This is a genomic window from Bacillus aquiflavi, from assembly GCF_019915265.1.
In the GTDB taxonomy this organism is placed as follows: domain Bacteria; phylum Bacillota; class Bacilli; order Bacillales; family Cytobacillaceae; genus Bacillus_BT; species Bacillus_BT aquiflavi.
On the sequence record NZ_CP082780.1, the window covers coordinates 1,479,182 to 1,505,645 of the forward strand.

The window sequence follows — 26,464 nt, forward strand, 5'->3', positions numbered from 1 at the left end:
TTTGGCTACTTTAAACCCCCCGTCATTTTTTCGTAATCTACTTCTTTAGGAGCTACTTTAGCCCGTTCAAGAGCAGGTGTATCAGGTCTAGCAATCTGGTAAGCTGCTGAACCTACTATTTTAGCTGTTTCAAGCAGCTTTTCTTTACTAATTTTATCGAGAGAATCTTCTGGTGTATGATACCAAGGTTCGGTAGGCGAATGAATAAATAACGCTGCTGGAATTCCTGCGTAATAGAAAGGAACGTGGTCACTGCGGCCTTCCTGACCATATGTTAACGGTGTTCCCGTTCTAACACCTGCAGCTGCCGATAAATCAGTAACAAGATTTTTTTCCCCATCAACAGTAAACATCACTAATTCACCAGCATCTTTGCTGCCAACCATATCTAGCTGGAACATGCCGACAATACGATCGATTTCTACATCCGTTAATGAATCAACGTATTTGTTTGATCCAATTAAACCAAGCTCTTCTGCACCAAATGTAATAAAATGTATTTCGGTATCGGTAGGCACTTTCGCTAGTACACGTGCTAATTCTAATGTAACTGCAGTACCTGATGCGTCATCGTTTGCACCGGGTGATGTAGGGACAAAATCATAATGCGCTCCGATAACAATGACTTGATTGGTGTCCTTTTGTTTATGAGTAACATCCTTTTTCGCAATTACATTATGAGATTTTTTTTCTTCTATCACACTTCCTGCTATTGTAATAGAAGCAGATAAAACATCACCAGAATTTAATTTTTCAACAAGAATATCGCCTTGCTCCTTTGTCATCGCGATTGTCGGGACGAAACGGTTGTCAACGTTTCCTAGTGTACCATTAAGTTCACCGCTTAAATGATTAAAAATAATCACCGCTTTAGCCCCAGCATTTGCTGCATTGATTACTTTTTCCCCAAAGGTAATCTCACCGCGCTTAATTAAAGCGATCTTATTTGTTAAATCTTTTCCTTTAATATCATCTGGAGTACCAAGTCCAATATAGTCTAGCTCTCCATTAACGTCTCCATTTGGAGTGTATGTGAATGGTGCAGCAGCTACAGTATCTCCATTCACATTTACTGATACTTTAGTTGGAGCTTTGTATTCGATAAATGTAAAAGGTTGGAGCTCGCTTTCATAGCCATATGAGTCGAATTGTCGTTTAATATATTGTACTGCTTTCCATTCTGCTTCTGTACCAGCAACACGCGGCTCCTTAGAAAGGGCTTCAATATGGTTAAAAATATTATTAACTTTTAATCTTTTAACTATTTTATTATCAAATGCCTGCTCAGATTGAATTTTAGCGGATACAGAAGAAAATAAGACACCAAATGCTAAATAAAAAGCAACTAACATAGAAACAATAGATTTTTTCTTCATTTACTAAAACCTCCTCATTTTAAATTTGATTCCAATTTAAATGTTATAAGTAACTGAATATTCTGTAAAGAGTCGTAGTACCTGTTCAAAGCATTTATTTATCTTCCTTTTTGTATATTAATAAGTCATTTTAGTTAAAAATGGATAATGAATGAAAATAAGGAGGAGTATTTAAATAATGAAAATACTTCAGTTAACTACGGAGCTCGCTGTTGGATTTATTCTATTATTTCTGATTGTGAAAATTGTCGGAAAAAAAATTATTAATCAAATTAGTCCTTTTACATTTATCGCATCTATCGTTTTAGGAGAATTACTTGGAAATGCATTGTATGATCCAAATGCTAACGTATTAACAATCATTTATACGATGCTTTTATGGGGCTTTTTTTTATTTATTGTCGAATATCTTGGACAAAAATTTTTATCTTTTCGCGGGATCATTGAGGGAAAACCTTCCGCGCTAATCAAAAATGGTGTCATTGATCGGGAAGAGTAAAAAAAAAAAATCATATGAATATAAACCAATTGCAAAGCTTGCTTCGGCAAAGCGAAACTTTTTCAGTAAGAGAGGTAGCGTATTGCTATCTTGAGGCAAATGGATCAATCAGTATATTGAAAAAGTCAAAATATCAAAAAACAGCCCAGGAAGATTTTAATTTGCCAATTAAATCTGTTGCAGTCCCAGTAACCTTAATTCGTGATGGCCAAGTGTTATGGGATGAGCTAAAGGAATTAAATTATGACGAGGCATGGCTAAAATCACAATTATTAGCCCATGTTCATGTTGTTGATTATTCTAAAATATTTTTAGCAGAATGGCTTGAGGGAGACGGAATGTTCGTGCAAACAATTACATAGAAAAGGACTTCCCAATTATAGAAGTCCTGTCCTATTTTAGCGAACTATACTTACGTTAACAAAGCTAATTGAATTTCTGAAAGCCGATGTCTTATCACTAATTGTACTTTCCTTGCTTTTTCATGTAAAAACTTAATATCTTCTGTTTGTTTTTCCCATGATAATTTCGTTTCTTTTTCTAATTTTTCTACCTCTTTCTCGAACCAAAAATGATACTTCTCATAGATTTGTATACAAGCTTTTTCGTTTTGAAATTCTTCTGGAACAGTGAAGTTTAATTGACTAAACCAAAGTTGAAATTCCTTTTCACCGTATTTTTCTATTCTTTTTCTAAATAAAGCGATTATTTCTTTAATAAATTCATGCTGAAATTTATCTTTGATCATCATTTGTTCAATATTTGTTAAAGTATAGTTGCTTAAATTGTCATCTTTTACCCATAAAACATCTTTTAAAAACCGATTAATTTCTCCACTCATTGTAACACCTCCATGTTAAAATCCCTTTACTTCTTCATACGTTTTTAATCATTGATAAGTTTCCTTTAATAAATAGTCGGAATTTTAGGGAAATTTCTTTAAAGTAATCGATCAACGATGAAAACGTGGTAAAATGAAGAAAAGTCATTAGCTTTGAGGTATTTTTTCAACTGAAACGCTTGCCAAAGAGAAAGTGAAGAAAAGGATCGCTTTTCAGTTAGCAACATTAGTTGTGATTATTTGTTTATTATTGTGTATTTTTAATTTTAATCAAGGCTATGTTAGCATTCTTCATTTCTAATCGTTCGATGAATGATTAACATAGTTTTAATAAAAAACTAGGAGGGACCGATGTGGAAGAAGTAACGAAAGTTAAAACGGTTTGTGGCTATTGCGGCACTGGCTGCGGTCTAGTTCTTGAAGTACAAAATAATGAAATTGTCAGAATTCGCGGCGACCGCCAAGCGCCTGTAAATAAAGGGCAAACATGTGTAAAGGGGGCGTTTGCTTACAAATATGTCCATGCTAAAGAAAGGCTTCGTACCCCGCTTATTCGTAAAGCTGGAAAACTAGTCGAAGCAACATGGGAGGAGGCATTAACATTTATTTCTAGTAAGCTCAGCTTCATTAAAACAAAATGGGGTTCTGATGCGATTTCAATGTTTGCATGTGCTAGATCAACGAATGAATCTAATTACATTACTCAGAAGTTTATGAGGGCAGCGATTGGGAGCAACAATATTGACGGCTGTAATCGTACTTGACACGCTCCAAGTGTTGCCGGTCTGGCAACTGTATTTGGCAGTGGTTTTCCTACTAACACACTTGATGATTTTGATGAGGCTGAAATATTACTCTTAATGGGATCTAATACAACTGAAGCCCATCCAATTATTGCAAACCGAATGAAAAAAGCAGTAAAATCTGGATTAAAGATAATTGTCGTTGATCCCCGAAAAATTGATATGGTGAAGGTGGCCCATCGTCATCTCCAAATTAATGTCGGCAGTGATATTGCATTAATTAATGCACTAATACATGTCATTATCAAGGAAAATTTGTATAATCCAAATTTTATACAGGAGCTTACCGATAATTTTGAAGAATTGAAAAAACAAGTAGAGCAATATACGCCTGAATATGCAGCCTCGATTACGGGATTGACTCCCGAAGAAATCGTCGAAACAGCAAGAGAATATGCAACTGCAAGCAGTGCATTGATTGCCTATACACTTGGAATTACAGAGCATCACTGTGGCGTAAATAATGTTTTTGATATTGCCAATCTTGCTTTATTAACAGGTAATATTGGTAAAAAAGGTAGCGGTATTATGCCACTGCGTGGTCAAAATAATGTGCAAGGTGCAGGAGATATGGGATGCTTGCCTAACCAGCTCCCTGGCGGTGTTTTTATTACAAATGATCAATACCGATCTCGTTTTGAAGATGCGTGGGGTGTTTCTATCCCAAAAGAGGTAGGAGATACGCAAACAAGAACATTTGAGCGAATTGAAACAGGTGATCTGAAAGCTCTTTATATTATCGGTGAAAATCCGTTAACAGCGGATGTTCATCTCACACATACTCGGAAACTGTTTGAGCAATTAGATTTGTTAGTTGTACAAGACATTTTCTTAACCGAAACAGCAAAATTTGCTGATGTTGTTCTTCCAGCAAAATCATGGGCTGAGGCGGATGGAACGTATACAAATACAGATAGAAGAGTGCAGCGCGCACGTAAGGCTGTTGAGTCTCATCCAAATGTGAAAGAAGATTGGGAAATTATTTGTGAATTATCAACGTTGTTAGGTTACCCGATGAATTATGCAAACAGTGAAGAAATATGGGATGAAGTTCGCACTTTAGCTCATGAAATGTATGGAGGCATTTCATATACTCGATTAGAAAAGGAATATGCTATTCATTACCCTTGTCCAAATGAAACACATCCTGGTACATTCATTTTGCATGAGCGTTTCCATCAAAAAAATGAAGGTAAGTCAAAATCTCCTTTTATACCAGTAACATACACACCGCCAGTTGAGCTGCCGAATGAAGAATATCCATTTACGTTGACGACAGGAAGACGCTATGAATCTTATAACACACATACGCAAACTCGATATTATGCAAAAGGAGTAAAAATAAAACAGACTGAGGAAACAGTCGATATTCATCCTAATGATGCTAACTTACTTGGCATTCAGGACGGAGATTTAGTTAAAGTCACATCTCGTCGGGGTGAAATCACTGTTAAGACTAAAGTAACAGATCAAGTTGTTCCAGGTCTCGTTTTTATGAGCTTTCATTGGTCTGAAGTCCCGACGAATATATTAACGATCGATGAATATGATCCTATTTCGGGAACTGCTGAATTTAAAGCATGTGCTGTTAATATTACAGCAGTTAAATCATAAATTTATTTCTTTCGACTGATCTAAAAATCCTTGTCAGTCAAGGTGCACGGGACAAAACGGAAGCGAATAGAACAGTCGTTCATGAGCTTAGCAACGAAGAATGCGAGCGTTTATTAGCAGTCCGAGAGACTTTCGTTATGGAAGTCTCTTTCTTTCGTTCCCCCTTTGCCATCTAGAACTGCGATGACTAACTGAAGTTTCACTTTATATTAGTAGATGTTTCGAACATTTTGTTCTCACATCGTTTAAATATATTAAATGTAAATATGAGCTTTTAATAATGCTTCATGTTAAGTTAACAGGATTGATCGTTTTAAACTGATTTCTTTCGAAGTAATTTTTTAAAAATATCTGTTTGAATCAGCTATATAATTAACTCTATAAAAGATACTCATATTTGCTGTTCTGTATTTTAATTTTATTCTCCTTTATTCCTTAAAAGTTCGCATTATCCTTTTTCTTTTAAGCTGTTGAAGAAAGCCGACACAACATATAATTTCAATCATTCATCCTTTTAGCCATTTGTTTTCGTCTTAAAATATATGTAGAGAGATATAAATTTCATATTGATTACTGATAATGACATCATTTACATGATGAAAAAGTTGACATTTAGTATACTAATTGTTAGTATACTAGCTATGAAGGATAATAGTGTAACAATTAATTGTTTAGCTTTTCAATTAAGCTTAGCTCGTAAAAAGATTCAAAAGTGGTATGAGCAATATTTAAAATCGCTAGGTTTAAATACTTCTTACGTTTATGTAATGGAGGTATTAAAAGACTTTGGCCCATCTACGTTAACGACTATTGCCGAAAATTTAGAGCTTGAGCGAGCTACTGTAAGTAATTTGCTTTCACGAATGGAGAGAGATGATTTTATTAAACGTTTACCAGGGAAGGAAAGGAGGTCAATGGAAGTTCATTTAACGGCAAAAGGGGAGGAAATTTTAGATGAAGCATTAAACGCTTTAAGGCAAGCTGACAAAAGTTTAAATATTGAACTCGATGGGAATTTAGAAATCATTAAACAAGCAGTTAAATTACTAAACAAAACGTTGTAGGAGTGAAAATTTGATGAAAAAATTTATCGTACAACTTTCAAATAAACAAAGGGAGCTGATGACTGAAGCACTTATTACTGATCATGTTACTTATTTAAAAAGATTAAAAAGGGAAGGTGTGTTATCTTTTTGCGGGCCTTGTGTAGATGGGACTGCTTTTATGATGATCCAAGCTGCTTCATTGAAGGAAGCGAAGGATTATGTAGAAAATGATCCTTTTTCAAAAGTTGATTATTACATAGACCGCAAAATAGTAGAAATTGAAGAGGCTAATGAAGAGAACAATTTTTTAATGGCTGATGTATTGAACAGCTTAAGGCAAAAGTCAAAATAAGTGTTAGCTGCACTTTAACAGTTTATAGTTAGAGAACTTAAATAATGTCTTTACTAACAATATAAAAATAAAAGCAGATGGCTGTTTTGCTATCTGCTTAAAGGTGTTCAAAAAGTTATTCAGGTTTTTGGGCGAGGCAGCGATCGCATTCCATCATGTACGATTCAGCTTGCTCGTTTATTTGTTCGCCACACTCCGGACATACTTTCTTAGGTAAATTTCTAAAAAATTCTACTGGACTTTGTAACAAAATAAACGCCTCCTTTAATATAGTACAGTTTTATAAAATTCGTATCTGTTATAAAACAGTATACACGATAATAAATAAAATGTGTAGTTTTTTTTAAAAAAATAATAAATTTATTTTTAATTAATGTATTTATAGAAATTACGTGGTTACAACAAGTCAATCTCTGCAATGTCCGAAAAAACAGAAGAATAATTTTAGTTCTAATAGATTAAACTGAAATAAAGTACAGATCATTTTCTTTTATATACCTATATAGGTATAATAGAAATTGTAAAACAATACTTTTTGAAAGGGGTTTTATTTTATGTCACAGCCATCGTTTTTAATTACGTTAACTGCTAAGGAAAACAACTCAAACAATGTAACAATTGCTTTTACAATGGGGGTAAAGGCTTTAGAGAAGGGGCATGAAACGGCTATTATGCTTTTATCTGATGCTGTTCATTTAGCAAAGAAAGGGTATGCAGATTCAATTGATATCGGAGCACCATTTTCTCCAGTGAAAGATTTATTAACGAAATTTCTTGAAAAAGGCGGTCAATTAAAAGTTTGTTCATCATGTATGGAGCATAACGGTATTTCAAAAGACGATAATTTATTAGAAAATATTGAAATTATTACAGCTGATGATGTAATAGATTACATAACAAATGCAAAATCAACACTTCAATTAAACAGTTAAATTACGCACCCTTAAAATAGTATAAATAAACGAAAAGGGTTGTAAGAGAAAAAAGCCCTTGAATAAAAATACCCACAAAGAAAATAAACCTTTGTGGGTTTCTGACTGTTGACAAACGAACTTATGAACGCTTTGTTCTACTCGTTTCCGACTCATTGCTCGATGCTTCGACTGACAAGCATTTCTAGTCTCTCGCTCGGAAAATAGATTCTAATATTGACCATATACATTCTTAAACCCTTAAGGAAAATAAATCTTTATGAGTTTGGAACTGAACTGATCAAATACGTCTTTTTTCCATAAAGTTGATGCCTATTCCGATCATGACGACACCCATTAAGAAAAGGATACTCATTGGGTACATCAGCTCACTCAGCGAGTAACCGTACACTGTTGCTCCTTTTAAAGCTTCCATTCCATATGTGATCGGAACAAATTTTGAAAGTGTAAGCATTACATCAGATGAGACAATTTCTAATGGCCAGTAAGCACCGCCAATCATTGCCATACTCACTGAAACTAGGGGAATGACCGCATTAAATTGTTGCGTGTTTTTAACAATACTTGTAATTAAAATTGACATCGCAACAATTGAAAAAACATAAGGTATTAACAATATTAACGTTTTTCCGAAGCCGCCATAAAAGTCAACTCCAGCTCCAAAACGAAACACTAAGAAAATAAGAACGACTTGTATATACCCGACGACAAAGCTGTATAATAAATTACTAGTATACATTTCCCACTTTCGAACAGGGGAGAGGATCATCCTATCCCATACACCTTCGTTTTTCTCCAATAATATATGCAGGACATTATAAGCTATCGTATAAATGACAAAGAATAGAGAAAAACCATAAATAGCTTGGAGTTTTCCATCAATGACAACTGTTTGATCGCCACGAAAGTTTGCCCTATTTAAAGAAAAAATCGGTGTTTCATTTACTTCTGCTAATGTATCCTTTAATTTTGTTATCTCAATATTTGCCTGACTAGATACCGCCTTAACGATTTGATCATGACGAAAAACATCTGCATAAACAGTTTCGATATATTGGCGAACTAAATTCACATTTTCTGTTTTTGAAGTAATAATAATCCGATAGGAATCTTGTTTAAGCTCGACACCAGCTTCAGCTTTTCCTTCACTTACAATCTTGTTTACCTCTTTTTTTGATGTTAAATAAAAATCAAAAGTATCTGACGCTTTTAATTGCTTCCATAAAGAGTTTGTTTCAATATTTTCGATATTGCTATAGACGGGAATTGATACTTTTATTTCATTTCCTTGGCCAATAAAATAAGCAAATATTCAGCAGATAAAGGTCATCCCGATAAATGGCCAAGGAAATCTTAAAAATAAGCGCAATTTTGCAAGTAAAATACCAATCATATTGTTTCCCCCCTTTTTGGGAAACTGATAACAGCAATGACAATCATTAAAAGTCCAAATAAAGTTAAGAAAATTAAAGAACCTGTAATATCACTTAAATCGTATCCTTGTTGTAGCTTCAAAAAGGCTGTCATCCCTGCTCCATTAGGAGTGAGTTCGCCTAAAAATTGGATAACATTTGATAATTCACCAGAAGGAAAAAAGCTTCCTCCTAAAAATGCGAAAAAGGTGACGATAACGGAAGAAAAAAAGTTTGTTATTAACTCTGAATTTAAATTATAAGTCAACGAAGTTAATAAAACAGTCATTCCCCCAACTGCAAAACTAAGCATAAAGCAGACTGTGAAAAATGCCGGGATATTCGGCCACCTTACATCATAGACGAGTGCGGTAACACCATATAAAATCATTAATTGAATAAAGGCTAACGTCATCCCCGAAATAAATATACTTGAAAAATAAGTCCATTTTGAGATGTTTGCTAGAAGAATACGGTTAAATACATGTAATTGTTTTTCTTGAAAAGCATATGTGCCGATACTGGAAGCGATATAAAGAACGAACATGACACTCATTCCGATCGTATAATAAACGGTTGCATTAATCGGCTCCCTTTTTGTTACTGATTCAATCGTTCCTTCAAAAGTTTTTTCTTGAGAAAAATGAATCTCATGTAAGAGACCGGCAGCTCCAAGAACAGTGAGCGTAGAAAATTGGTTTTGAAAGCTTTCTAATATTTCTTCAATTATTGATGATGCTAATTCATTTCCTTCATTCCTAAATAAAGTTATTGTCGAACGTGACTCCTTTTTGTTAAAGAAAACGGTTTGCAATGTGTTGTAAGTAAATTTTTCTGGAATTTCGATCACTGCGTCATAATGATCATCTTTTTTAATTTTGTCAAAGTGTGAAGGCTTCGCAATGACTAGTTCTATATGATCTTTTAATTCTTTATGACCGAAAACATCATTTTTCAATGAGTGGGAAGGCTGGATTTGTTTTGCTCCAGCAATCATTGCTTGCTTCTGTTTTTCAGGTAGATTCATGTTTTTTATTTCATTTATAAATTGCTCAATCTCTTTTTGTTCATTTCCATGTTCAATCAGGGCTACTTTAGCTTTTATGTCAGGTGTTTCACCATTCATAAAACTACCCAATGAAAATCCTAAAATTGAAATTAATATAAGAGGCATTCCAAGAAGGATAATTAACTCTTGTTTATTACGAAACAGCAGTAGCCATTGTTTTTTAACAATCTGTGTCATCATTTTAATCACCCCTTATCAATCTCGTAATGCCCGGCCGGTTAAATGTAAAAATACATCTTCTAAAGTTGGTGTTTTGACGTCAACAGACATTAGCACTGTGTTGGTATCTTCTGCATGTTTAATAATTGTTCGAAACACATTTACTTCCTTCGGGACAATAATAGTAATCGCTTCGTTTTGGACGGTTACTCTAGTAATCACCGCTTCTTTTTTTAATGCACTAATAAACTTGTCATTCATTCTTTCTGTTTTAATTAAGATTGTATTCTCTGATGATAATATATTTTTAATTTCATCTTTCGTCCCAGAAGCGATAATAGAGCCTTCATCCATAATATAAATTCGATCGCATAAAAACTCTACTTCCTCCATATAATGACTCGTATATAGAACAGTCATATCTCTATCTTTATTTAGCTGTTTCACAGTTTCAAGAATGTAATTACGGGATTGAGGATCAATACCAACGGTAGGTTCATCCATAATAATAAGTTCTGGATCGTGTAAAAGAGCAACGCCGATATTTAATCGCCGTTTCATCCCCCCGGAAAAGGTTTTCACGAGATCTTTTCGTCTATCGGTTAAGCCGATTTGATTTAGTACTTCGTTTATCTTATTTTTAAGTTCTGCTCCAGAAAGTCGATAAATTCTTCCAAAGAATTCTAGATTTTCTTGAGCAGTTAAATCTAAATAAAGTGCTATTTCTTGAGGGACAACTCCTAACACTTTGCGAATTTGTTCAGGGTTTTTTATGATGCTTTTATTATTCAAGCGAACATCGCCAGTTGTAGGCTGAACTAAAGATGAGATCATTGAAATTGTTGTCGATTTCCCTGCACCGTTTGGACCTAATAAACCAACAATTTCTCCTTTCTCCAAAAACATATTTACTCCCTTTACAGCATGAAATTGTTTGAACCGTTTTGTTAACTCTACGACTTCTAACATAAGACCCTCCTCCTTTTCATTACTTTTCATTTTACGTATAAGAAGGAATCATACATACTGTCTTTTGTCACTATTTTTAATAACAACCATGACTACAGTCATTTTTTGTTGTTAAAAAAGGGGTTGCCTAAAAGTCAGTTATTTCGACTTTGGGGCAACCCTTTCATACTGTCTTAAGATAAATGATGTTTTACTGCATAGATTGCTAATTGTGTGCGATCTCTTAATTCCAGTTTGTGTAATATATGTGTAATATTATTTTTAACCGTTCCGATTGATAAATAAAGTTCCGCAGCAATTTCTTTATTTGTTTTTCCTTCGCCAACTAATTTTGTAACTGATAGCTCTCGAGGGGAGAGCGGGACAGTGACATCTAGTCGGGTCTCCTTCTTTAATAGGCGAGGTAGTACTTTAGCAGCAACTTCTTCATGAATTGCGATACCGCCTCTCATACAACTATATACAGCTTGAATTAATTTTTGCGGTTCAGCTGATTTTAGCAAAAAAGCACTCGCTCCTTCTTTAAGAGCTTGAAGCGCATATTCGTCATCATTAAATGTAGTTAATATTAATATTTTGACATTAGGCCATCTTTGTTTCATCTTTCTTGTTGCTTCAATGCCATTCATGACGGGCATCCGTATGCCCATTACAACAAGATCAACAATAAATTTTTCCATCTGTTCAATAGCTGTTTGTCCGTTTTCTGCTTCAGAAATAACTTGAATATTGTCATCTTGTTCAAGCATCATCTTTATGCCTTCACGGACAATTGCTTGATCTTCAACTAATAAGACTTTTAGCATGATCTATCTTTCTCCTTTAAAGGTAATGTTCCGCTTATAATAAATTCATTCTCGGTTTGATAAATACTTACGGTTCCGCCTAACTCGTTAATTCTTTCCTTCATGCTTGATAATCCAAAACCGAGCTGCAATGGTTTTTGTTGATGAATACGATTGGAAATTTTGAATGTTAAATCACCAGTTGCAGAACGTCCTAAAATAACATGGATTTCTTTTGAATGAGCATGCCGCATTGCATTTGTTAGGGCTTCTTGAATGACCCGATAAAGAGCAACGCTTTGTTTGTTGGATAGTTTTGCTGATAGGACACGTTGCTTAGTTGTAAATTGGACAAAAACATGACTTTCAGACTCTAATTTTCGAATAAGATTTAACACAGTAGCAATTCCTTCGCTTTCTTCAACTTTTAATGCTTTTACTGCATGCCTAGTTTCCTCTAAGCTTTCCCGTGCCAGTTTTTTAAGTTCAGAAACATCTAGTTCCGTTTTTTGCATAGATAATATTTCAATCTGCATTTGTAATGCTGTTAATTTATGACCTACAGAATCATGCATATCTCGGGCAATTCTCGTTCTTTCTTCAAGTCTAGCAGTTCGATCTGTTTCATAACTTGCTCTTTTTAGTTTTCTAAATTCCCCGAGAAGCTCTTCGTACATGTTTCGCTGTTCTTTTCTGTTATGAACCATGTTATTTAAAGAGAGCGCAATAAAATAAACTAAACTAAAGAACATAAGCCATTCGAGTTGAGCGTTATTACTGATCACGATAAAGAGAAATAAAATAAAATGAAAGGCTGTAAAAATTCGAAAATGAATTGTTTTTAATTGATAAATACTTTCTATATGAATGTATAACAATAGTAAAGCAGTATATAAATTTTCATCATTGCTATTTAAAATATAAGAAAAAAAAATAAGAAGAGATATGCCAATATATAAAAGAAGTGGTTTTTTAATAACGGCTAAAAAGAAATAACTCCCGATCGTTAACGCACAAATAAAGAGTATAGCAGGCAGTAAGGAGCGGCTGCCGCTTTCAATAATAAACCCAAACCAAAAGATAGAAAAGATAGAAATACGTAACAAAAACTCTTTCAACATATAAACCTACTTTCTATGCAAATTTTTATGATTTGGAATTAAGTAAAACTCAAGTGGATATCACTATCTGATTTTTTTTGAAAGGGACAGGATTTATAAAAAAGCCATAATGATTTTATCTTTAGAGGTGTAAGAATGTGCACGTGATTCTGTATATCCACCGAAAAAAATAATAAAGATGAATGTGAAAAAATTTACTTCTCCCAAAAAAAGAAAAGAGGAACGGACTGTTGCCCGCACAAATGTCTATCCGCTCCACTTTTACAATATATGCGCCTAAAGCCATGACCAATCTTATGAAAAATCATTGCTATAAGGTCTAAAATAAAGAACAAACTCCTCCTTATTTAAATAAATGAAGCATATCAAAAACACCAATCACATCTAAGAAAACAATAATGATTGCAATTGGGGCAATGTAACGAATGAGAAAAAACCAAATTGTAAATATTCGTTTTCCGTTATTCGTTCCAGTGCTTATTTCGTCAATTAACGTTTGTCTCGGTATTTTTAGAAATGCAAAAATAGAAATAGATAGAGCTCCGATAGGTAATAAAATGTTAGAAACTAAATAATCTGCTAAATCAAATATTGTTTTTCCGAATACCGTCACATCACTTAACAATCCAAATGAAAGAGTAGAAGGGATGCCAAGAAGAAAAATAAGGGAACCTGCTTGCCAAGTTTTTTTTTTTCGTTTTTCGGCTTCGTCTTTAACAAAAACTGCGACGATCATTTCTAGTATTGAAAAAGCAGATGTTAAAGTCGCAAATAAAAATAGCAATAAGAAAATAATTAAGAAAAATATTCCGAAAGGCATTTGGTCAAAGACCGCAGGAAGTACAACGAACAATAGACCAGGACCTTCCTCAGGCTCAACATTAAAAGAAAATACAGCTGGGAAAATTGCTAATCCTGCTAATAATGAAATTAATATATTCATTAATACAATCGTTAAAGAGGACTTCGGCAAGTTTTCGGTTTTTGATACATAGGAACTGTATGTAACCATAACGGAAACACCAACACTTAATGCAAAAAATGATTGACCTAAAGCATATAAAATTGTTTTTGAATTAAGTGCAAAAAAATCGGGATATAAAAAGAAGCGGAGTCCTTCACCCACGCCCTCGAGCGTCAATGAACGAATAATTAAAATAAAAAATGAGACAAATAAAGCGGGCATCATAATCCGGCTCGCTTGTTCAATCCCTTTTTGAACTCCTTTTGCCACAATGATGATTGTTATTAGCAGAAAAATAAGTTGTCCCGAAATTGCAATAAAAGGATTTGCGATGAGATCGTTAAATAATTGCCCATACTCATCAGCAGTATAATTATTTAATCCCCCAGTAAGAGACTTGATAAGGTATATTAAGATCCAGCCTCCGACTACACTGTAAAATGATAAGAGAATAAAGCTTGTGACCACTCCTAAGCGCCCGATTAAACTCCATTTCGTTCCCGGTGCAAACGTTGTATAAGCAGAAATGGCATTTTGTTGAGAGCCTCTGCCAATAATGAACTCCGCAAGCAATATAGGTAAGCCAACAAGCAGTGTAAAAAGTAAAAAAACGAAGAAAAACGCTCCGCCCCCAGCACTTCCAGCTACATAAGGAAATTTCCAAATAGCTCCTAGGCCAATTGCTGATCCAGCTGTTGCTAAAATAAATCCTAGTTTTGATGTCCATTGTTCTCTAGTTTGATTCATAAAGTTCCTCCATTAAATTTGCAAATAAAATCGAAAAGAATTTCTGAAATAATAAATTCCTTTCCTTATATATTAAATCGAAAACTTTTTTTATGTAAAGAAACGAAAGATTATTAAAATAAATTCTCTACAGTGATGTTAGAAATTGGGGATTAAGCGAAGTATTGTTTGATATTTTTGTAAAAACAAATAATAAAAAACAAATAAATTGTGGGGAAAATATGATTAAAAATAGTTATGAAAGGAGAGGTGGAAATTTTGTCTCGTTATTTGTCATTATTGTAATCATGAAATGGAACAAAAGGAAACTCATTATGTTACTTTTTACGATGAAGTAAGTGAACGTAATGAAACTCTTTGTGATGGATGTTACCGAGAATGGTTAGAATCGATTAAAGGATAAAAAAGCCAGATTTCAAAAATCTGGCTGTCAATTTTTAAATATTTTCCCGATAGCCTGTATTTGCTCTAACTGTTACTTCAGCATATTTTTTAGCATCAGAATGGCTTGAGAGTAATGTTCCAACTATTGATCCAATAAAACCTAGAGGTACAGATATAAGGGCTGGATTTGTTAATGGAAATAGTGGCTCCCCAATAAATAAAGCTGAACCGTCTAAAGCAAATACGTTTGGACTTATTGAAACTAATATAAGGGAAGATAATAACCCTGACATCATTCCCGTAATGGCTCCTGTTGTATTAAAGCGCTTCCAATAAATTGTAAACACTATAATTGGTAAGTTAGCACTTGCAGCCACACAAAAGGCTAAAGACACGAGGAAAGCAACATTCATTTTTTGGGCAAACAAAGCTAATAAAATAGAGAAAACTGAAACACCAATTGAAGCATAACGAGCAGCGAGCATTTGCTGCTTTTCTGTTATTTTTCCTTTTTTAATAATTTGTCCGTATATATCATGAGCAAATGCCGAAGCACCTGATAATACAAGACCAGCTACGACAGCGAGAATGGTTGCAAATGCCACAGCAGCAACAAATGACATTAAGAAGTCTCCGCCAAGAACGTTAGCTAGTAGTGGTGCCGCCATATTACCAGCAGGATTGGCCTCTTTTATTGTTTCAAAGCCAACGAAAGCAGCGGCGCCAAAACCTAAGAAAATGGTCATCAAGTAAAAGATTCCGACAATCCATGTCGCCCACATGACAGAAGAACGAGCTGTTTTTGCATCTTTAACTGTAAAAAACCTCATTAAAATATGCGGTAATCCAGCAGTTCCAAAAACGAGCGCAATCATTAGTGAGATCGTATCGAGCGGCATCGTATATTTAACCCCCGGATTTAAATACGCTTCTCCTAGTGGGGTTGACGTTCTCATTTCATCAAACATACTCAAAATATTAAAGTTAAATTTAGCTAGCACTAAAAAGGAAATAACAGCTGTTCCGATCATTAATAAAACAGCTTTTATAATTTGAACCCAGCTTGTAGCTGTCATCCCCCCAAATAACACATAAATTGTCATCATGACACCAACGATTAAAACAGCTAACCAATAGTCGATTCCAAACAATAATTGTATAAGTGCACCGGCCCCAACTAGCTGGGCAATCATGTAGAAGATGACAATTGTGATCGTGCTTAAGGCAGCAGCGGCACGAATTTTCTTCGCATTAAATCGAGCATTAATCATATCAGCAAGCGTATATTTACCAAGATTTCGTAAAGGCTCAGCAACAATAAAGAGAACGACTAAATAGGCAACAAGATATCCGATACTAAATAAAAATCCGTCAAAACCATTTAGTGATATTGCACCAGCAATTCCAAGAAAGGATGCTGCTGATAAGTAGTCTCCTGAAATAGCCAACCCATTTTGCCAACCGGTTAACCCCCCGCCAGCAGTATAAAAATCGCTTGCAGTTTGAGTGCGTTTAGCAGCAAAATACGTAATGACAAGTGTACTTGCGACAATTATTAAAAATAGGACAATAACAGTAAAATTCACACTGCTTTACCCCCTTTTACTTCTTGCTCTGTTAATATTTCTTTTGCTGAAATATCAAGAGAGGCTGCTTTTCTCACATAGAGCATAACGAATGTCCATGTCATAATAAATAAAAATAAAGAGTAAACCCAGACCCATGATATTGATCCTACGGCAGGTCTTTCCAAAATATCAGTATAGGATGTAAGTATCGGTAACATAATGTAAAAAATCAGAAAGATAAATGTAAATGGGACAACAAATTTCTTCTTTTCATTTTTTAATTCATTAAATTTTTCACTTGCAGCAATCGCTTCAAAATCGATCGTTCCTTTTTGATTGCTCTCTAATTGATCCATTATCACAACCCCTTTTATTTTCTAAATATTCCATCATATCTAAAAGATTAAAAAATTCCGAATATAATGTCAATACCTATATTTATATATTTATGATATTTTTCTTGAATAAAATTCAAACATTTCCTTTAAAACAAACGATTGTGCTTTATAAATGTTAGACTGAAGATGTAGAAAAAATTTTTCAGAGAGGGCGAGAAAAAATGGGACAACCAAAGTATATTACGAATTTAGAAAAAATAACTGAGCTTTCTGAAAAGGAACGTTCAAAGCTAAAGGAAATAACTGAAAATTACGTTTTTCGTGTAAATGATTACTATCTTCAGCTAATAGATTGGAACGACCTGGATGATCCTATTCGCAAAATAGTAATTCCGCATGAGAATGAACTAAATGAATATGGAAGCTGGGACGCTTCTGATGAAGAATCAAATTATGTTGTGCCAGGATGTCAGCATAAATATACAACGACAGCCTTACTTCTTGTCTCAGAAGTATGTGGATCATATTGCCGCTATTGTTTTCGAAAGAGACTATTTCGTGATGACGTAACAGAGGCAATGTCTGATGTAGCACCTGGACTGGCATATATTCGCCAAACTCCGGAAATTAATAACGTTCTTCTAACCGGAGGAGATCCTCTTATTTTATCTACGAAAAAACTTCGCACGATCATTGAACAACTTAGAAAAATTGATCATGTAAAAATTATTCGAATCGGGTCTAAACTACCTGCTTTTAACCCGATGCGTATTTATGAAGACGAAGATCTACTGCAATTAATTCGTGAATATTCAACGCCAGATAAAAGAATTTATATCATGGCACACATTACTCACCCCCGAGAAATTACTGAAAGAACAAACAAAGCATTTCAAGCACTATATGATGCTGGTGCAATTATTGTAAATCAAACTCCAATTATTAAAGGTATTAACGATGATCCGAACGTTTTAGCTGAGCTGCTTGATAAGCTTTCTTGGGCAGGAGTAACTCCTTATTATTTCTTTATAAACCGTCCTGTTGCTGGAAATGGAGGATTTGTTTTAACTTTAAAAGAAGCTTATGACATTGTAGAAGGTGCAAAAGCAAAAACATCCGGGCTCGGAAAGAGAGTTAGATTGGTTATGAGTCACGTTTCAGGAAAGATAGAAATTTTAGCAATAAAAAATGGAAAAGCATATTTAAAATATCATCAAGCTAAAAATGGAGAATACGGAAAATTTATTGTACTAGATTGCCCTGATCATGCTTCTTGGTTTGATGATTTGCAATAATTCATAAGAGGGATACGTTCATTACCCGTCTATTAAACAAAGCCTATTTTAAAACGTGTTTTCAAAAAATATTTGCATATAATAACAAAAAGGAGGATTGCCAAAAATGAAGGAGTTAATAAATAAAGCGTTTTCAATCGGATTAGGTCTCGCCGTAGCAAGTAAAGAACAAGTTGAGAAGTTAGTTGATGAACTTGTAAAAAAAGGTGAAATAAAAAAGTCTGAATCAAATCAATATGTAGAGGAACTTGTACAAAAGGGAAATATGGCAAGAGAAGAAATTTCTCAAATCGTCGAAGAACGTACTAGACAATTGATTCAGTCATTAAATATTGCAACAAAGGACGAGATTAAAGAATTGAAAGAACGAATTATCGAGCTTGAGAAGTCAAAAGAAAATCTTTAAACTGTAAAGATTATTGTGAGGTGGGGGGACGTGATCGGGAAACGGCTAAGGCATCTCCAACGTTATCAAGAAATTATTAACGCTTTTATTAAAAATGGCTTTTCATACGTAGTAAAAGAGCTTGGTTTATTAGAAATGTTTTCGATTAGAAAGAAATGGTCCTCTGTCAAACAAAGAAATCACCGTACACGAGGCGAACGGATACGCTGTTTTTTAGAGGATCTTGGTCCTTCATTTGTAAAATTAGGTCAAATGGCCAGTATCCGGCCTGATCTAGTGCCAGAAGACATTATTAAGGAGCTTGAAAAACTACAAGATAGTGTTCCTCCATTTTCATTTGCAGAGGTAAAACAAATTTTAGAAGAAGAATTGGGAAGAAATATAGAAGAGCTTTTTGTGGAATTTGACAAAAACCCACTTGCAGCTGCTTCCATTGGACAAGTTCATTATGCTATCTTGCCTTCAAATCAACCAGTTGCGGTAAAAATTCAACGTCCTAATATGAAAGGAATAGTTGAAACTGATTTGGAGATTATAGCTGATTTAGCTCGGTTGGCGGAAAATAAATTTGAGTGGGCTGCTAGACATAAATTGTCTGAGCTTGTTGAAGAGCTATCTATTTCAATGCGTAAGGAATTGGATTATGAAAATGAAGGAAGGAATGCAGAAAAGCTGGCGCATCATTTCTCTCATGATGAGCAAATTGTTGTTCCAAACATTTATTGGGAGTACACGACGAAGAAGGTTTTAACCTCTGATTTTATTTCAGGGATTAAAATAAGCCATGTTGACAAGCTGAATGAGCAGGAACAGGATTGTAAAGAGATCGCAATCAGACTTGCTCATGCTTTTCTAAAGCAGATATTAATCGACGGGTTTTTTCATGGAGACCCGCATCCAGGAAATATAATTGTCCTTCCGAATGGGGCTCTTGGCCTGCTTGATTTTGGTGTGATGGGGAAAATTGATTCAGACATGAAATATCATTTCACATCATTAGTCATAGCAATGCAGCGACAAAGTACAGATGGGGTTATGAAGGCTATTTCTCAAATGGGCCTCATACCTCATGATATAAATATGGTTGCTTTTCGTGCAGATGTAGATGATTTACGAGAAAAATATTACCGCATTCCTTTTAGTAAAATTCGTTTCGGTGAAGTGATGAAAGAGTTATTTTCGATTAGTTTTAAATATAAAATTCATTTTCCGGCTGATCTTAGCTTATTGGGCAAGTCACTGTTAACGGTAGAAGGGATTGTTGAACGTTTGAATCCAAATTTAAATATGGTTAAAATAGCAGAACCTTTCGGAAAGCAATTATTAAAGGACCGCTATTCGCCAAAAAGCATTTCGCAGCGAATTTGGAGCAGCACATCCGAATTTGTGCAATGGTTCGTTCGTTTTCCAGAATATTTTCAAGATATGATGCAAAAAGGAAAATTTCGCTTTGAAGTTACTATTCCACAGCTAGAGTCAATTTTGGCAAAGATGGATAGGATCGGGAGACGTGTTTCAAACAGTATTGTCTTGTTATCGTTTAGTATTATTATTGCTAGTCTCGTTATTAGTATCGCACTTCTAGATAAAACAGCATTTATATCGACATTTCCAATTATTGAAATTGGACTTATCGCAACAATATTTATCGTCATTTTGCTTCTTTATTTAATTTTTAGATCATAGCTTTCATTTAAAGTCGTCCTTGAATGATTTCGTTCGGGGACTGACTTTTTTAATTTAGTTCAATATTTCTAATGTAATGTAAAATAGTGTAATATAGTAATATATATGATTACAAGTAAAGGTAAGGAGAGACATGGAAAGATTACAAAAATATAAAGAAGCAATTAGACTTTTTTGGAGGAAAAGACATTTAACACAAATTTTATTACTTATTTTTTCTTCAGCTGTCTTGTTTCTATTACTTTATTTTGGTTACCATGCGGTTACAGCGAATGTTCAATCTTTAAAAGACGGATTAGCTCAATCGACAATTATTTATGATAAAGATGGCGATGTTGCTAGTAAAGTTTCTGTAAATATGAAAGAAACGATCAAAAATTACAGATATACCTAAACATGTACAAAATGCAGTTATTGCGATAGAGGATCATCGCTTTTATGAACATAACGGCTTTGATATTAAAGGAATGGCTCGGGCTTTTTTAAAAAATATATTCGCTGGTAGAATTACTGGCGGCGGAAGTACGCTCACACAGCAGCTGACGAAAAATGCGTTATTATCTCCTGAAAAAACATATAAACGAAAAGTAGAAGAACTTTTTTTAGCAGTCGAAATTGAAAAAAACTATTCAAAAGATGAAATTTTACAAATGTATTTAAATCAAGTTTATTTTGGCAGCGGTGCGTGGGGAATTGATAGTGCAGCACAAAAATATTTCGCTAAAGAGGTTTCAGAACTGACAATTAGTGAGGCAGCCCTTCTTGCTGGACTGTTGAAGTCTCCATCTGCCTTAGATCCATTCAAACATTATGAACGGGCAATCGAGCGGCGAGATGTTGTTTTAGGGCAAATGAAAGAGTATGATCTTATTACAAAAGATCAATATGAAAAAGCTAAAAAAGAAAAAATTGTGTTAAAAGATGGAGGCAGTAATTTTGCAAAAGGGAAATATCCATATTACGTCGACGCTGTTTTAGACGAAGCGATTAATAAATATGGATTAACACAAGATGAAATTGTTACTAGAGGATATCAAATTTATACAGAGATGGATCAAAACTTACAGGTTTCTATTGAAAAAGTGTACGAACGAGATTCTCTTTTTCCTAAAGGAAGGAGAGATGCGATTGTTCAAAGTGGAGCAGTATTACTTGATCCAGAAACAGGTGGAGTGAGGGGATTAGTTGGGGGAAGAGGGACCCATGTTTTTCGTGGCTTTAATCGAGCCACACATCTTAAAGCGCAGCCAGGTTCAACATTAAAACCTCTCGCTGTATATGCACCGGCGCTTGAGGAAGGATACACGATCAATTCAATGCTAGTTGATGAACCAATGTCATTTGGTTCATATCAGCCTGAAAATTTCTCTAAAAGTTACCAAGGAGAGGTTCCAATGTATAAAGCATTGGAAGACTCCCTTAATATACCTGCTGTTTGGCTTTTAAATGAGATTGGAATTGATAAAGGTATGGACGCCCTTAAGCGATTTGGGATTCCCCTCGAAGAAGAAGATGCAAATTTAAGTATAGGGCTGGGGGGAATGCATAAAGGGGTTTCACCACTTGAATTGGCAGAAGCATACTCTGTATTTCCTAATAACGGTAAGCGACAGGAAAGTCATCTCATTACAAAAATTATTGGACCGACAGGAAATATAATTGCTGAACATAAACAAAGGACGGTAAAAGTAACATCTAAAGCTGTAACGAAAAAGATGACGTCAATGCTTTTAAATGTAGTTGAAACCGGTACTGGGCAAGGAACGAGAATTCCTGGAGTAGAAATAGCAGGAAAAACAGGATCAACTCAACTGCCTTACAATGATATAAATGGAACGAAAGATCAATGGTTTGTAGGATATACTCCGAACCTTGTCGGAGCTGTTTGGATTGGCTATGATAAGACAGATCGGGACCATTATTTGCCAAGCAGAGGTTCAGATAACGTTGTTCCCATTTTTAAAGCGATGATGGAGCAAGCTGTTCAATATATTGAACCACGTGAGTTTGAAGTTGCCTCTGTCAATAACGGACTAGAGAAGGATAGCACTGAGTCTATTCAAAAAGCAAAGCAACAGTTAAAAGAGAAAACAGAAGAGCTTAAAGAAGAATCAGGAAAATGGAAGGAGAAAATTAACAAAGGAATCAACAAGCTAGAAGATATTGGAGGAAAGGTGAAAGAAAAAATCAACGTTTTTATTAATGAATAATAATGAATGGAGAACAACTTTCAGATTATGTTCTCCCATTTTTTTATATGGAGAAATGATTTTAAGCTTGAAAGAAACGAAGGTTACGTTCATGTTGGAGGCTTTTCACTTGATAAATAATTAACGGTTTCTTGTGTTTCAAAAAGTTCAACGCGAAAGCTATCTCATTTTTTATCAGTCTGATTTAACCGTTCATCGATTTTTGTTTCTAGTTTGTCCATTTTTGTCTCAACTTTATCTATCTTTATTTCTATTTTATTCATTTTTTTATCAAGTAAGTCTCGATGATCTTCAAGTCCGTCCATTCGATTTTCAATTTTTATTAATTTGCGCATCTATTTTTACTGTCATTCATTAAATTTATGATCAATATGTGCTGAATGTAGTTTCAATGCGTGAATCCCTGATTGTTCCAATTTTATCATCTCCTTCTAAGAAAGAATGATAGTCGATAAATTTACGAATGAAAAGATAAACAACATCATTTTTTTTGTTTTATACTAGAAACAGAATCATGATTTTATTTTTAACGATTGAAAGGGGTAACATTAGAAATGACCATTTATAGAGCCTTAACGATTGCGGGTTCTGCTGCTCGAGGCGGAGCAGGGATTCAAGCAGACATTAAAACATTTCAAGAACGAGATGTTTTTGGAATGAGTGCGATTACAGCGATTGTTGCACCTCATCCAATAACTAGGAGTGGGATTTTTCCACAATCGATAGAAGCAATAGAAGCTCAGTATTACACTGCAGTAAACGATATTGGTATTGATGCATTAAAAACTGGGATGTTATTTTCTGAAGAAGTGATTTTAAGAGTAGCCGAGCTTTTAGAAGAAAAGAAATTTGAAAATCTTGTCGTGGACCCAGTGATTATCGGAAAAATGGGATCGCAATTACTTAAAGATGATGCGGTTAATGCCATGAAGGAGAAACTATTCCCTTTAGCGAAAATGATTACGCCGAATATGCCTGAAGCGGCAAAACTATTAAATATATTGGAACTAAAATCGATTAATGACATGAAAGAAGCGGCAATTGAACTCCATAAGCTAGGCCCTCATTATGTGCTTATAAAAGGAGGGCGATTAAAAGGACCTGCAATTGATATTTTATATGATGGCAACACATTTGAAATGTTCGAAGCAGAACGGATTGATACAATCAATACAAATGGCGCAGGCTGTACATACTCAGCGGCAATTACGGCTGAATTAGCTAAGGGAAAATCTGTTCATGAAGCAGTGAAAATTGCCAAGGACTTCATTACAGTTGCTATTCGACATTCGTTATCTTTTAAAGATCAAGTTGGACCAACAAATCATTCTGCCTATCGAAAATATAATCATTAAACGTTCCCTCTCACTTTTTAAAGTGAGAGGTCTTATATGGATGCTATAACATCGGAAGTGAGACCGTAAATGTAGTCCCTTCGCCCTTTGTACTATTCACTTTAATGTGTCCGTCATGAAGTTTCATAATAGACGATACAATGGATAAGCCTAAACCTGTCCCATCAACTTTTCGAGTTCTTGCAGAATCCACTCGATAAAATCGGTCAAAAATTCGGTCGATTTCATCGTCAGATAGACCTATACCAGTATCTTGAAAAGAAATTTCGATTGTATGGACTTTCTCTTTAACTGATATATGAATGCTGCCATTCTTTTTATTATATTTAATCGCATTTGTTATTAAATTATCCCATACTGTATAAAGGAGGGAGGAATCACCAATGACATAAGTATCCGGCAATGAATAACTAATCATCATCCCTTTTTCGCTTAAGGTCCATTGATAATTTAAAATAATTTCTTTCAACTGTTTTGAAACATTAAATTCTTTTTTCTTTATTACACCTTCATTACGATGAAGGGAGGCGAGCAGCAAGAGCTGCTTCGTTAAATTAGATAATCTTGTAATTTCGTTTTGAATGACGGAAATATAATTTTTTTTTTCTTCTGCTGTTATTGAATTTTTTTCAAGTAAAGCTGTATACCCTTTAATATTGGATAGTGGTGATTGAATATCGTGAGAAATATTTGAAATAAATTCATTTTTCATATCATCTAAACGCTCGAGTTTCTTTGCCATATAATTAAAGCTATTCGCTAATTCACCTAGCTCATCATCACGGTCAATATCGAGTTTGATCGAAAAATGACCTTGAGATAGATCTTTTGTAGCCGATGTTAATTTTGAAATTGGCTTCACTAAAAATTTTGTGCTGATCGCTACTAAAACAATACTTAAAATAATTGTTAATCCTAAAAGCCAACCGAATAAAACGTGCATTTCATTAAAAAGAAGTTTTATATCAGGACGAATAAAAAGGGCGTAGTGGCGACCTTCATTTTGTAAAGGGACTCCAATTGTTTTTTTTAATTCATTTGCAAAAAAACCTGTAACAAACGTTTCTTGGGGAAATAGAGCGATTCCGTGATAGATATCACCATTTAATTCCTTTTTTTTTGTAGAAGAAGGGAGATGGGTGTCTCTAAACGCTTCTCCGTAAAATACGCCTTTTCCTGTTTCATCTGCTAAATACAACTGATAACCAATAGATGAAATGCTTTGTAAATATTGATCTAAGTTTATATTTTCGTGACTATTTATATAGTCAACGATTTGTAAAGCGATTTTTGTGTTTTTTTCATCATTGTATGGCTTTAACTTTTGTTGATAATAAGTATTTGAAATGATAAATGAAATGAGTCCGCTAGCGAGCATAATTGTAATTGTTGTAAGCGCAAATTTAGTATAAAGCGATTTCATTTTTGTTTTTCCTCCAAAAAATACCCTACTCCTCGTTTCGTTTTAATTCGGAAATCATCGGTTAATGCTGAAAAGCGATCGCGCAACCGTTTTATATGTACATCAACTGTTCGCTCATCTCCTTTATAATCAACACCCCAAATTGCCTCAATTAGCTGATCTCGTGACAAAACTTGATTCGGGTGTGAGGCAAGGAAGTATAGCAGTTCAAATTCTTTTAGTGGCAGTAAAAATGCCTGATGACCAATGTGCACTTCATAACTTTTTTTGTTTATTTTAGTTGAACCGAGCTGAATGATTACTTCATTCGGTTTGTCATAACGACGAAGTAATGCCTTGATCCGAAAAAGAAGTTCTTTCGGTTCAAAAGGTTTGACAAGATAGTCATCTGTTCCTGATAAAAATCCTTTTTCCTTATCTTCTATTTGGGTTTTAGCTGTTAATAAAATAATGGGGATATTATAGTTCGTACGGATTTCTTTCGTAAGTTCAAATCCATCTACAATTGGCATCATAATATCAACAATCGCCAAATCACAGGTTTCATTCTCTAATATTTCTAAAGCCTTGAATCCATTTTCCGCCTCCAGTACGCGATAGCCTTCTTCATTTAAATAAACTTTTACTATGTTTCGAATATTTATATCATCATCTGCTACTAGGATCTTTCTCATTACGATTCCTCCACTTCGTTATATGTTAACCTTTTCATACTTCTGTGATCCCTTTTAATCAACAAAAGCTTTCATTTTTATTTTAACAAAAAAGAGTATGTTACATCCTTTGTTACATAATAAACAAAAGAGGATTTCTAATAAAAAATTTAAAAACATTAGAGTGAGGTGTTTTAATTGGGAGCAATAGAACGAAATGGCTTTATCTTTGAACCGGAATACAGTGTAATCAGTCAAAAGGGTGCTATTCATGTATATCACAATGGAGAATTTATTGAGGAAATTAAGTTTGAATTTACAGGTCGATCTCCTAAACCAGATCAAATTGAAACATTCATTCATGAGTACTTTAGGAAAAATAACATTTGAACGAATAACAACTATTTAACGAGCATTAAAAGGAGTAGATATATTTTGTGAATATTGTAATAATTAT

23 protein-coding genes and 3 pseudogenes are annotated in these 26,464 nt (G+C 34.3%); 12 read left to right on the forward strand and 14 right to left on the reverse strand.

Translation table 11 applies throughout. The annotated features are described in order from the left end of the window. Positions 1–5: 5 nt before the first annotated feature. Positions 6–1,376, reverse strand: coding sequence for a M28 family peptidase (locus K6959_RS07295; RefSeq protein ID WP_223088045.1), 1,371 nt, complete (start codon positions 1,374–1,376; stop codon positions 6–8). Positions 1,377–1,554: 178 nt separating this feature from the next. Between K6959_RS07295 and K6959_RS07300 the strand changes: the two are divergent. Continuing rightward, a pseudogene (locus K6959_RS07300) lies at positions 1,555–2,237 on the forward strand (DUF421 domain-containing protein). A 50-nt stretch (positions 2,238–2,287) separates the two neighbouring features. Here the strand turns inward: K6959_RS07300 and K6959_RS07305 are convergent. Further along, complete coding sequence (locus K6959_RS07305; RefSeq protein ID WP_163240732.1) at positions 2,288–2,716, reverse strand: hypothetical protein; 429 nt, start codon at positions 2,714–2,716, stop codon at positions 2,288–2,290. A gap of 353 nt (positions 2,717–3,069) precedes the next feature. Between K6959_RS07305 and K6959_RS19805 the strand changes: the two are divergent. The 4 genes and pseudogenes from K6959_RS19805 to K6959_RS07325 all read left to right on the forward strand — a co-directional run. Continuing rightward, positions 3,070–3,180: pseudogene (locus tag K6959_RS19805) on the forward strand (hypothetical protein); the annotation flags it as partial. A gap of 87 nt (positions 3,181–3,267) precedes the next feature. Then, positions 3,268–5,133, forward strand: coding sequence for a formate dehydrogenase subunit alpha (gene fdhF, locus K6959_RS19810; RefSeq protein ID WP_394373034.1), 1,866 nt, complete (start codon positions 3,268–3,270; stop codon positions 5,131–5,133). Positions 5,134–5,699: 566 nt separating this feature from the next. Further along, positions 5,700–6,197: a MarR family winged helix-turn-helix transcriptional regulator gene (locus K6959_RS07320; protein ID WP_163240736.1), complete on the forward strand. Its 498-nt coding sequence runs from the start codon at positions 5,700–5,702 to the stop codon at positions 6,195–6,197. Positions 6,198–6,210: 13 nt separating this feature from the next. Continuing rightward, positions 6,211–6,531 (forward strand): YciI family protein, encoded by a 321-nt coding sequence (locus tag K6959_RS07325; protein ID WP_223088047.1) that lies wholly within the window; start codon positions 6,211–6,213, stop codon positions 6,529–6,531. A gap of 115 nt (positions 6,532–6,646) precedes the next feature. On the opposite strand, the gene yhfH is transcribed toward K6959_RS07325, so the two are convergent. Then, the gene (gene yhfH, locus K6959_RS07330; protein WP_163240740.1) at positions 6,647–6,781 is read right to left on the reverse strand and encodes a protein YhfH; all 135 of its coding nucleotides are present in this window, start codon (positions 6,779–6,781) and stop codon (positions 6,647–6,649) included. 304 nt (positions 6,782–7,085) lie between these two features. Here yhfH and K6959_RS07335 point away from each other — a divergent pair, with 304 nt between their 5' ends. Next, positions 7,086–7,463, forward strand: coding sequence for a DsrE family protein (locus K6959_RS07335; protein ID WP_163240742.1), 378 nt, complete (start codon positions 7,086–7,088; stop codon positions 7,461–7,463). A gap of 280 nt (positions 7,464–7,743) precedes the next feature. On the opposite strand, the gene K6959_RS07340 is transcribed toward K6959_RS07335, so the two are convergent. The 8 genes from K6959_RS07340 to K6959_RS07375 form a co-directional block, all read right to left on the reverse strand. Next, positions 7,744–8,775 carry an ABC transporter permease gene (locus K6959_RS07340; RefSeq protein WP_316252544.1) on the reverse strand — a complete coding sequence of 344 codons (1,032 nt, stop codon included), beginning with the start codon at positions 8,773–8,775 and terminating at the stop codon, positions 7,744–7,746. A gap of 77 nt (positions 8,776–8,852) precedes the next feature. Then, positions 8,853–10,124, reverse strand: coding sequence for an ABC transporter permease (locus K6959_RS07345; RefSeq protein WP_223088049.1), 1,272 nt, complete (start codon positions 10,122–10,124; stop codon positions 8,853–8,855). A 15-nt stretch (positions 10,125–10,139) separates the two neighbouring features. Continuing rightward, complete coding sequence (locus K6959_RS07350) at positions 10,140–11,072, reverse strand: ABC transporter ATP-binding protein (RefSeq protein WP_223088050.1); 933 nt, start codon at positions 11,070–11,072, stop codon at positions 10,140–10,142. Positions 11,073–11,245: 173 nt separating this feature from the next. Next, a complete protein-coding gene (locus tag K6959_RS07355; protein ID WP_223088052.1) occupies positions 11,246–11,878 on the reverse strand; it encodes a response regulator transcription factor in 633 nt (210 codons plus the stop codon). Next, a complete protein-coding gene (locus tag K6959_RS07360) occupies positions 11,872–12,975 on the reverse strand; it encodes a sensor histidine kinase (protein ID WP_223088053.1) in 1,104 nt (367 codons plus the stop codon). The genes K6959_RS07355 and K6959_RS07360 overlap by 7 nt, the downstream gene beginning before the upstream one ends. Before the next feature lie 346 nt (positions 12,976–13,321). Then, entirely contained in the window at positions 13,322–14,689 is a 1,368-nt protein-coding gene (locus tag K6959_RS07365) for a sodium-dependent transporter (RefSeq protein WP_223088055.1), read from the reverse strand. A gap of 437 nt (positions 14,690–15,126) precedes the next feature. Then, the gene (locus K6959_RS07370; RefSeq protein ID WP_163240756.1) at positions 15,127–16,659 is read right to left on the reverse strand and encodes a solute symporter family protein; all 1,533 of its coding nucleotides are present in this window, start codon (positions 16,657–16,659) and stop codon (positions 15,127–15,129) included. After that, complete coding sequence (locus tag K6959_RS07375) at positions 16,656–16,997, reverse strand: DUF485 domain-containing protein (protein ID WP_163240758.1); 342 nt, start codon at positions 16,995–16,997, stop codon at positions 16,656–16,658. The genes K6959_RS07370 and K6959_RS07375 overlap by 4 nt, the downstream gene beginning before the upstream one ends. A gap of 203 nt (positions 16,998–17,200) precedes the next feature. On the opposite strand from K6959_RS07375, the gene K6959_RS07380 reads away from it, so the two are divergent. From K6959_RS07380 to K6959_RS07395, 4 genes and pseudogenes are all read left to right on the forward strand, one after another. Beyond that, positions 17,201–18,274, forward strand: a complete 1,074-nt coding sequence (locus K6959_RS07380; protein ID WP_163240760.1) for a KamA family radical SAM protein — start codon at positions 17,201–17,203, stop codon at positions 18,272–18,274. A gap of 106 nt (positions 18,275–18,380) precedes the next feature. Then, positions 18,381–18,680: a phasin family protein gene (locus K6959_RS07385; protein WP_163240762.1), complete on the forward strand. Its 300-nt coding sequence runs from the start codon at positions 18,381–18,383 to the stop codon at positions 18,678–18,680. A gap of 30 nt (positions 18,681–18,710) precedes the next feature. Next, the gene (locus K6959_RS07390) at positions 18,711–20,366 is read left to right on the forward strand and encodes an ABC1 kinase family protein (protein ID WP_163240764.1); all 1,656 of its coding nucleotides are present in this window, start codon (positions 18,711–18,713) and stop codon (positions 20,364–20,366) included. Between the two features lie 133 nt (positions 20,367–20,499). Continuing rightward, positions 20,500–22,576: pseudogene (locus tag K6959_RS07395) on the forward strand (transglycosylase domain-containing protein). Positions 22,577–22,740: 164 nt separating this feature from the next. On the opposite strand, the gene K6959_RS07400 reads toward K6959_RS07395, so the two are convergent. Further along, the gene (locus K6959_RS07400; protein WP_163240768.1) at positions 22,741–22,911 is read right to left on the reverse strand and encodes a hypothetical protein; all 171 of its coding nucleotides are present in this window, start codon (positions 22,909–22,911) and stop codon (positions 22,741–22,743) included. Positions 22,912–23,130: 219 nt separating this feature from the next. On the opposite strand from K6959_RS07400, the gene thiD reads away from it, so the two are divergent. Further along, entirely contained in the window at positions 23,131–23,931 is an 801-nt protein-coding gene (gene thiD / locus K6959_RS07405; protein ID WP_163240770.1) for a bifunctional hydroxymethylpyrimidine kinase/phosphomethylpyrimidine kinase, read from the forward strand. 43 nt (positions 23,932–23,974) lie between these two features. Here thiD and K6959_RS07410 read toward each other — a convergent pair whose 3' ends face one another. Together K6959_RS07410 and K6959_RS07415 are read right to left on the reverse strand one after the other, a co-directional pair. Then, a complete protein-coding gene (locus K6959_RS07410; protein WP_223088057.1) occupies positions 23,975–25,354 on the reverse strand; it encodes a sensor histidine kinase in 1,380 nt (459 codons plus the stop codon). After that, entirely contained in the window at positions 25,351–26,028 is a 678-nt protein-coding gene (locus K6959_RS07415) for a response regulator transcription factor (protein WP_163240774.1), read from the reverse strand. The genes K6959_RS07410 and K6959_RS07415 overlap by 4 nt, the downstream gene beginning before the upstream one ends. 177 nt (positions 26,029–26,205) lie before the next feature. Between K6959_RS07415 and K6959_RS07420 the strand changes: the two genes are divergently transcribed. Next, positions 26,206–26,397 carry a YbxH family protein gene (locus tag K6959_RS07420; protein ID WP_163240776.1) on the forward strand — a complete coding sequence of 64 codons (192 nt, stop codon included), beginning with the start codon at positions 26,206–26,208 and terminating at the stop codon, positions 26,395–26,397. Positions 26,398–26,464 lie beyond the last annotated feature (67 nt).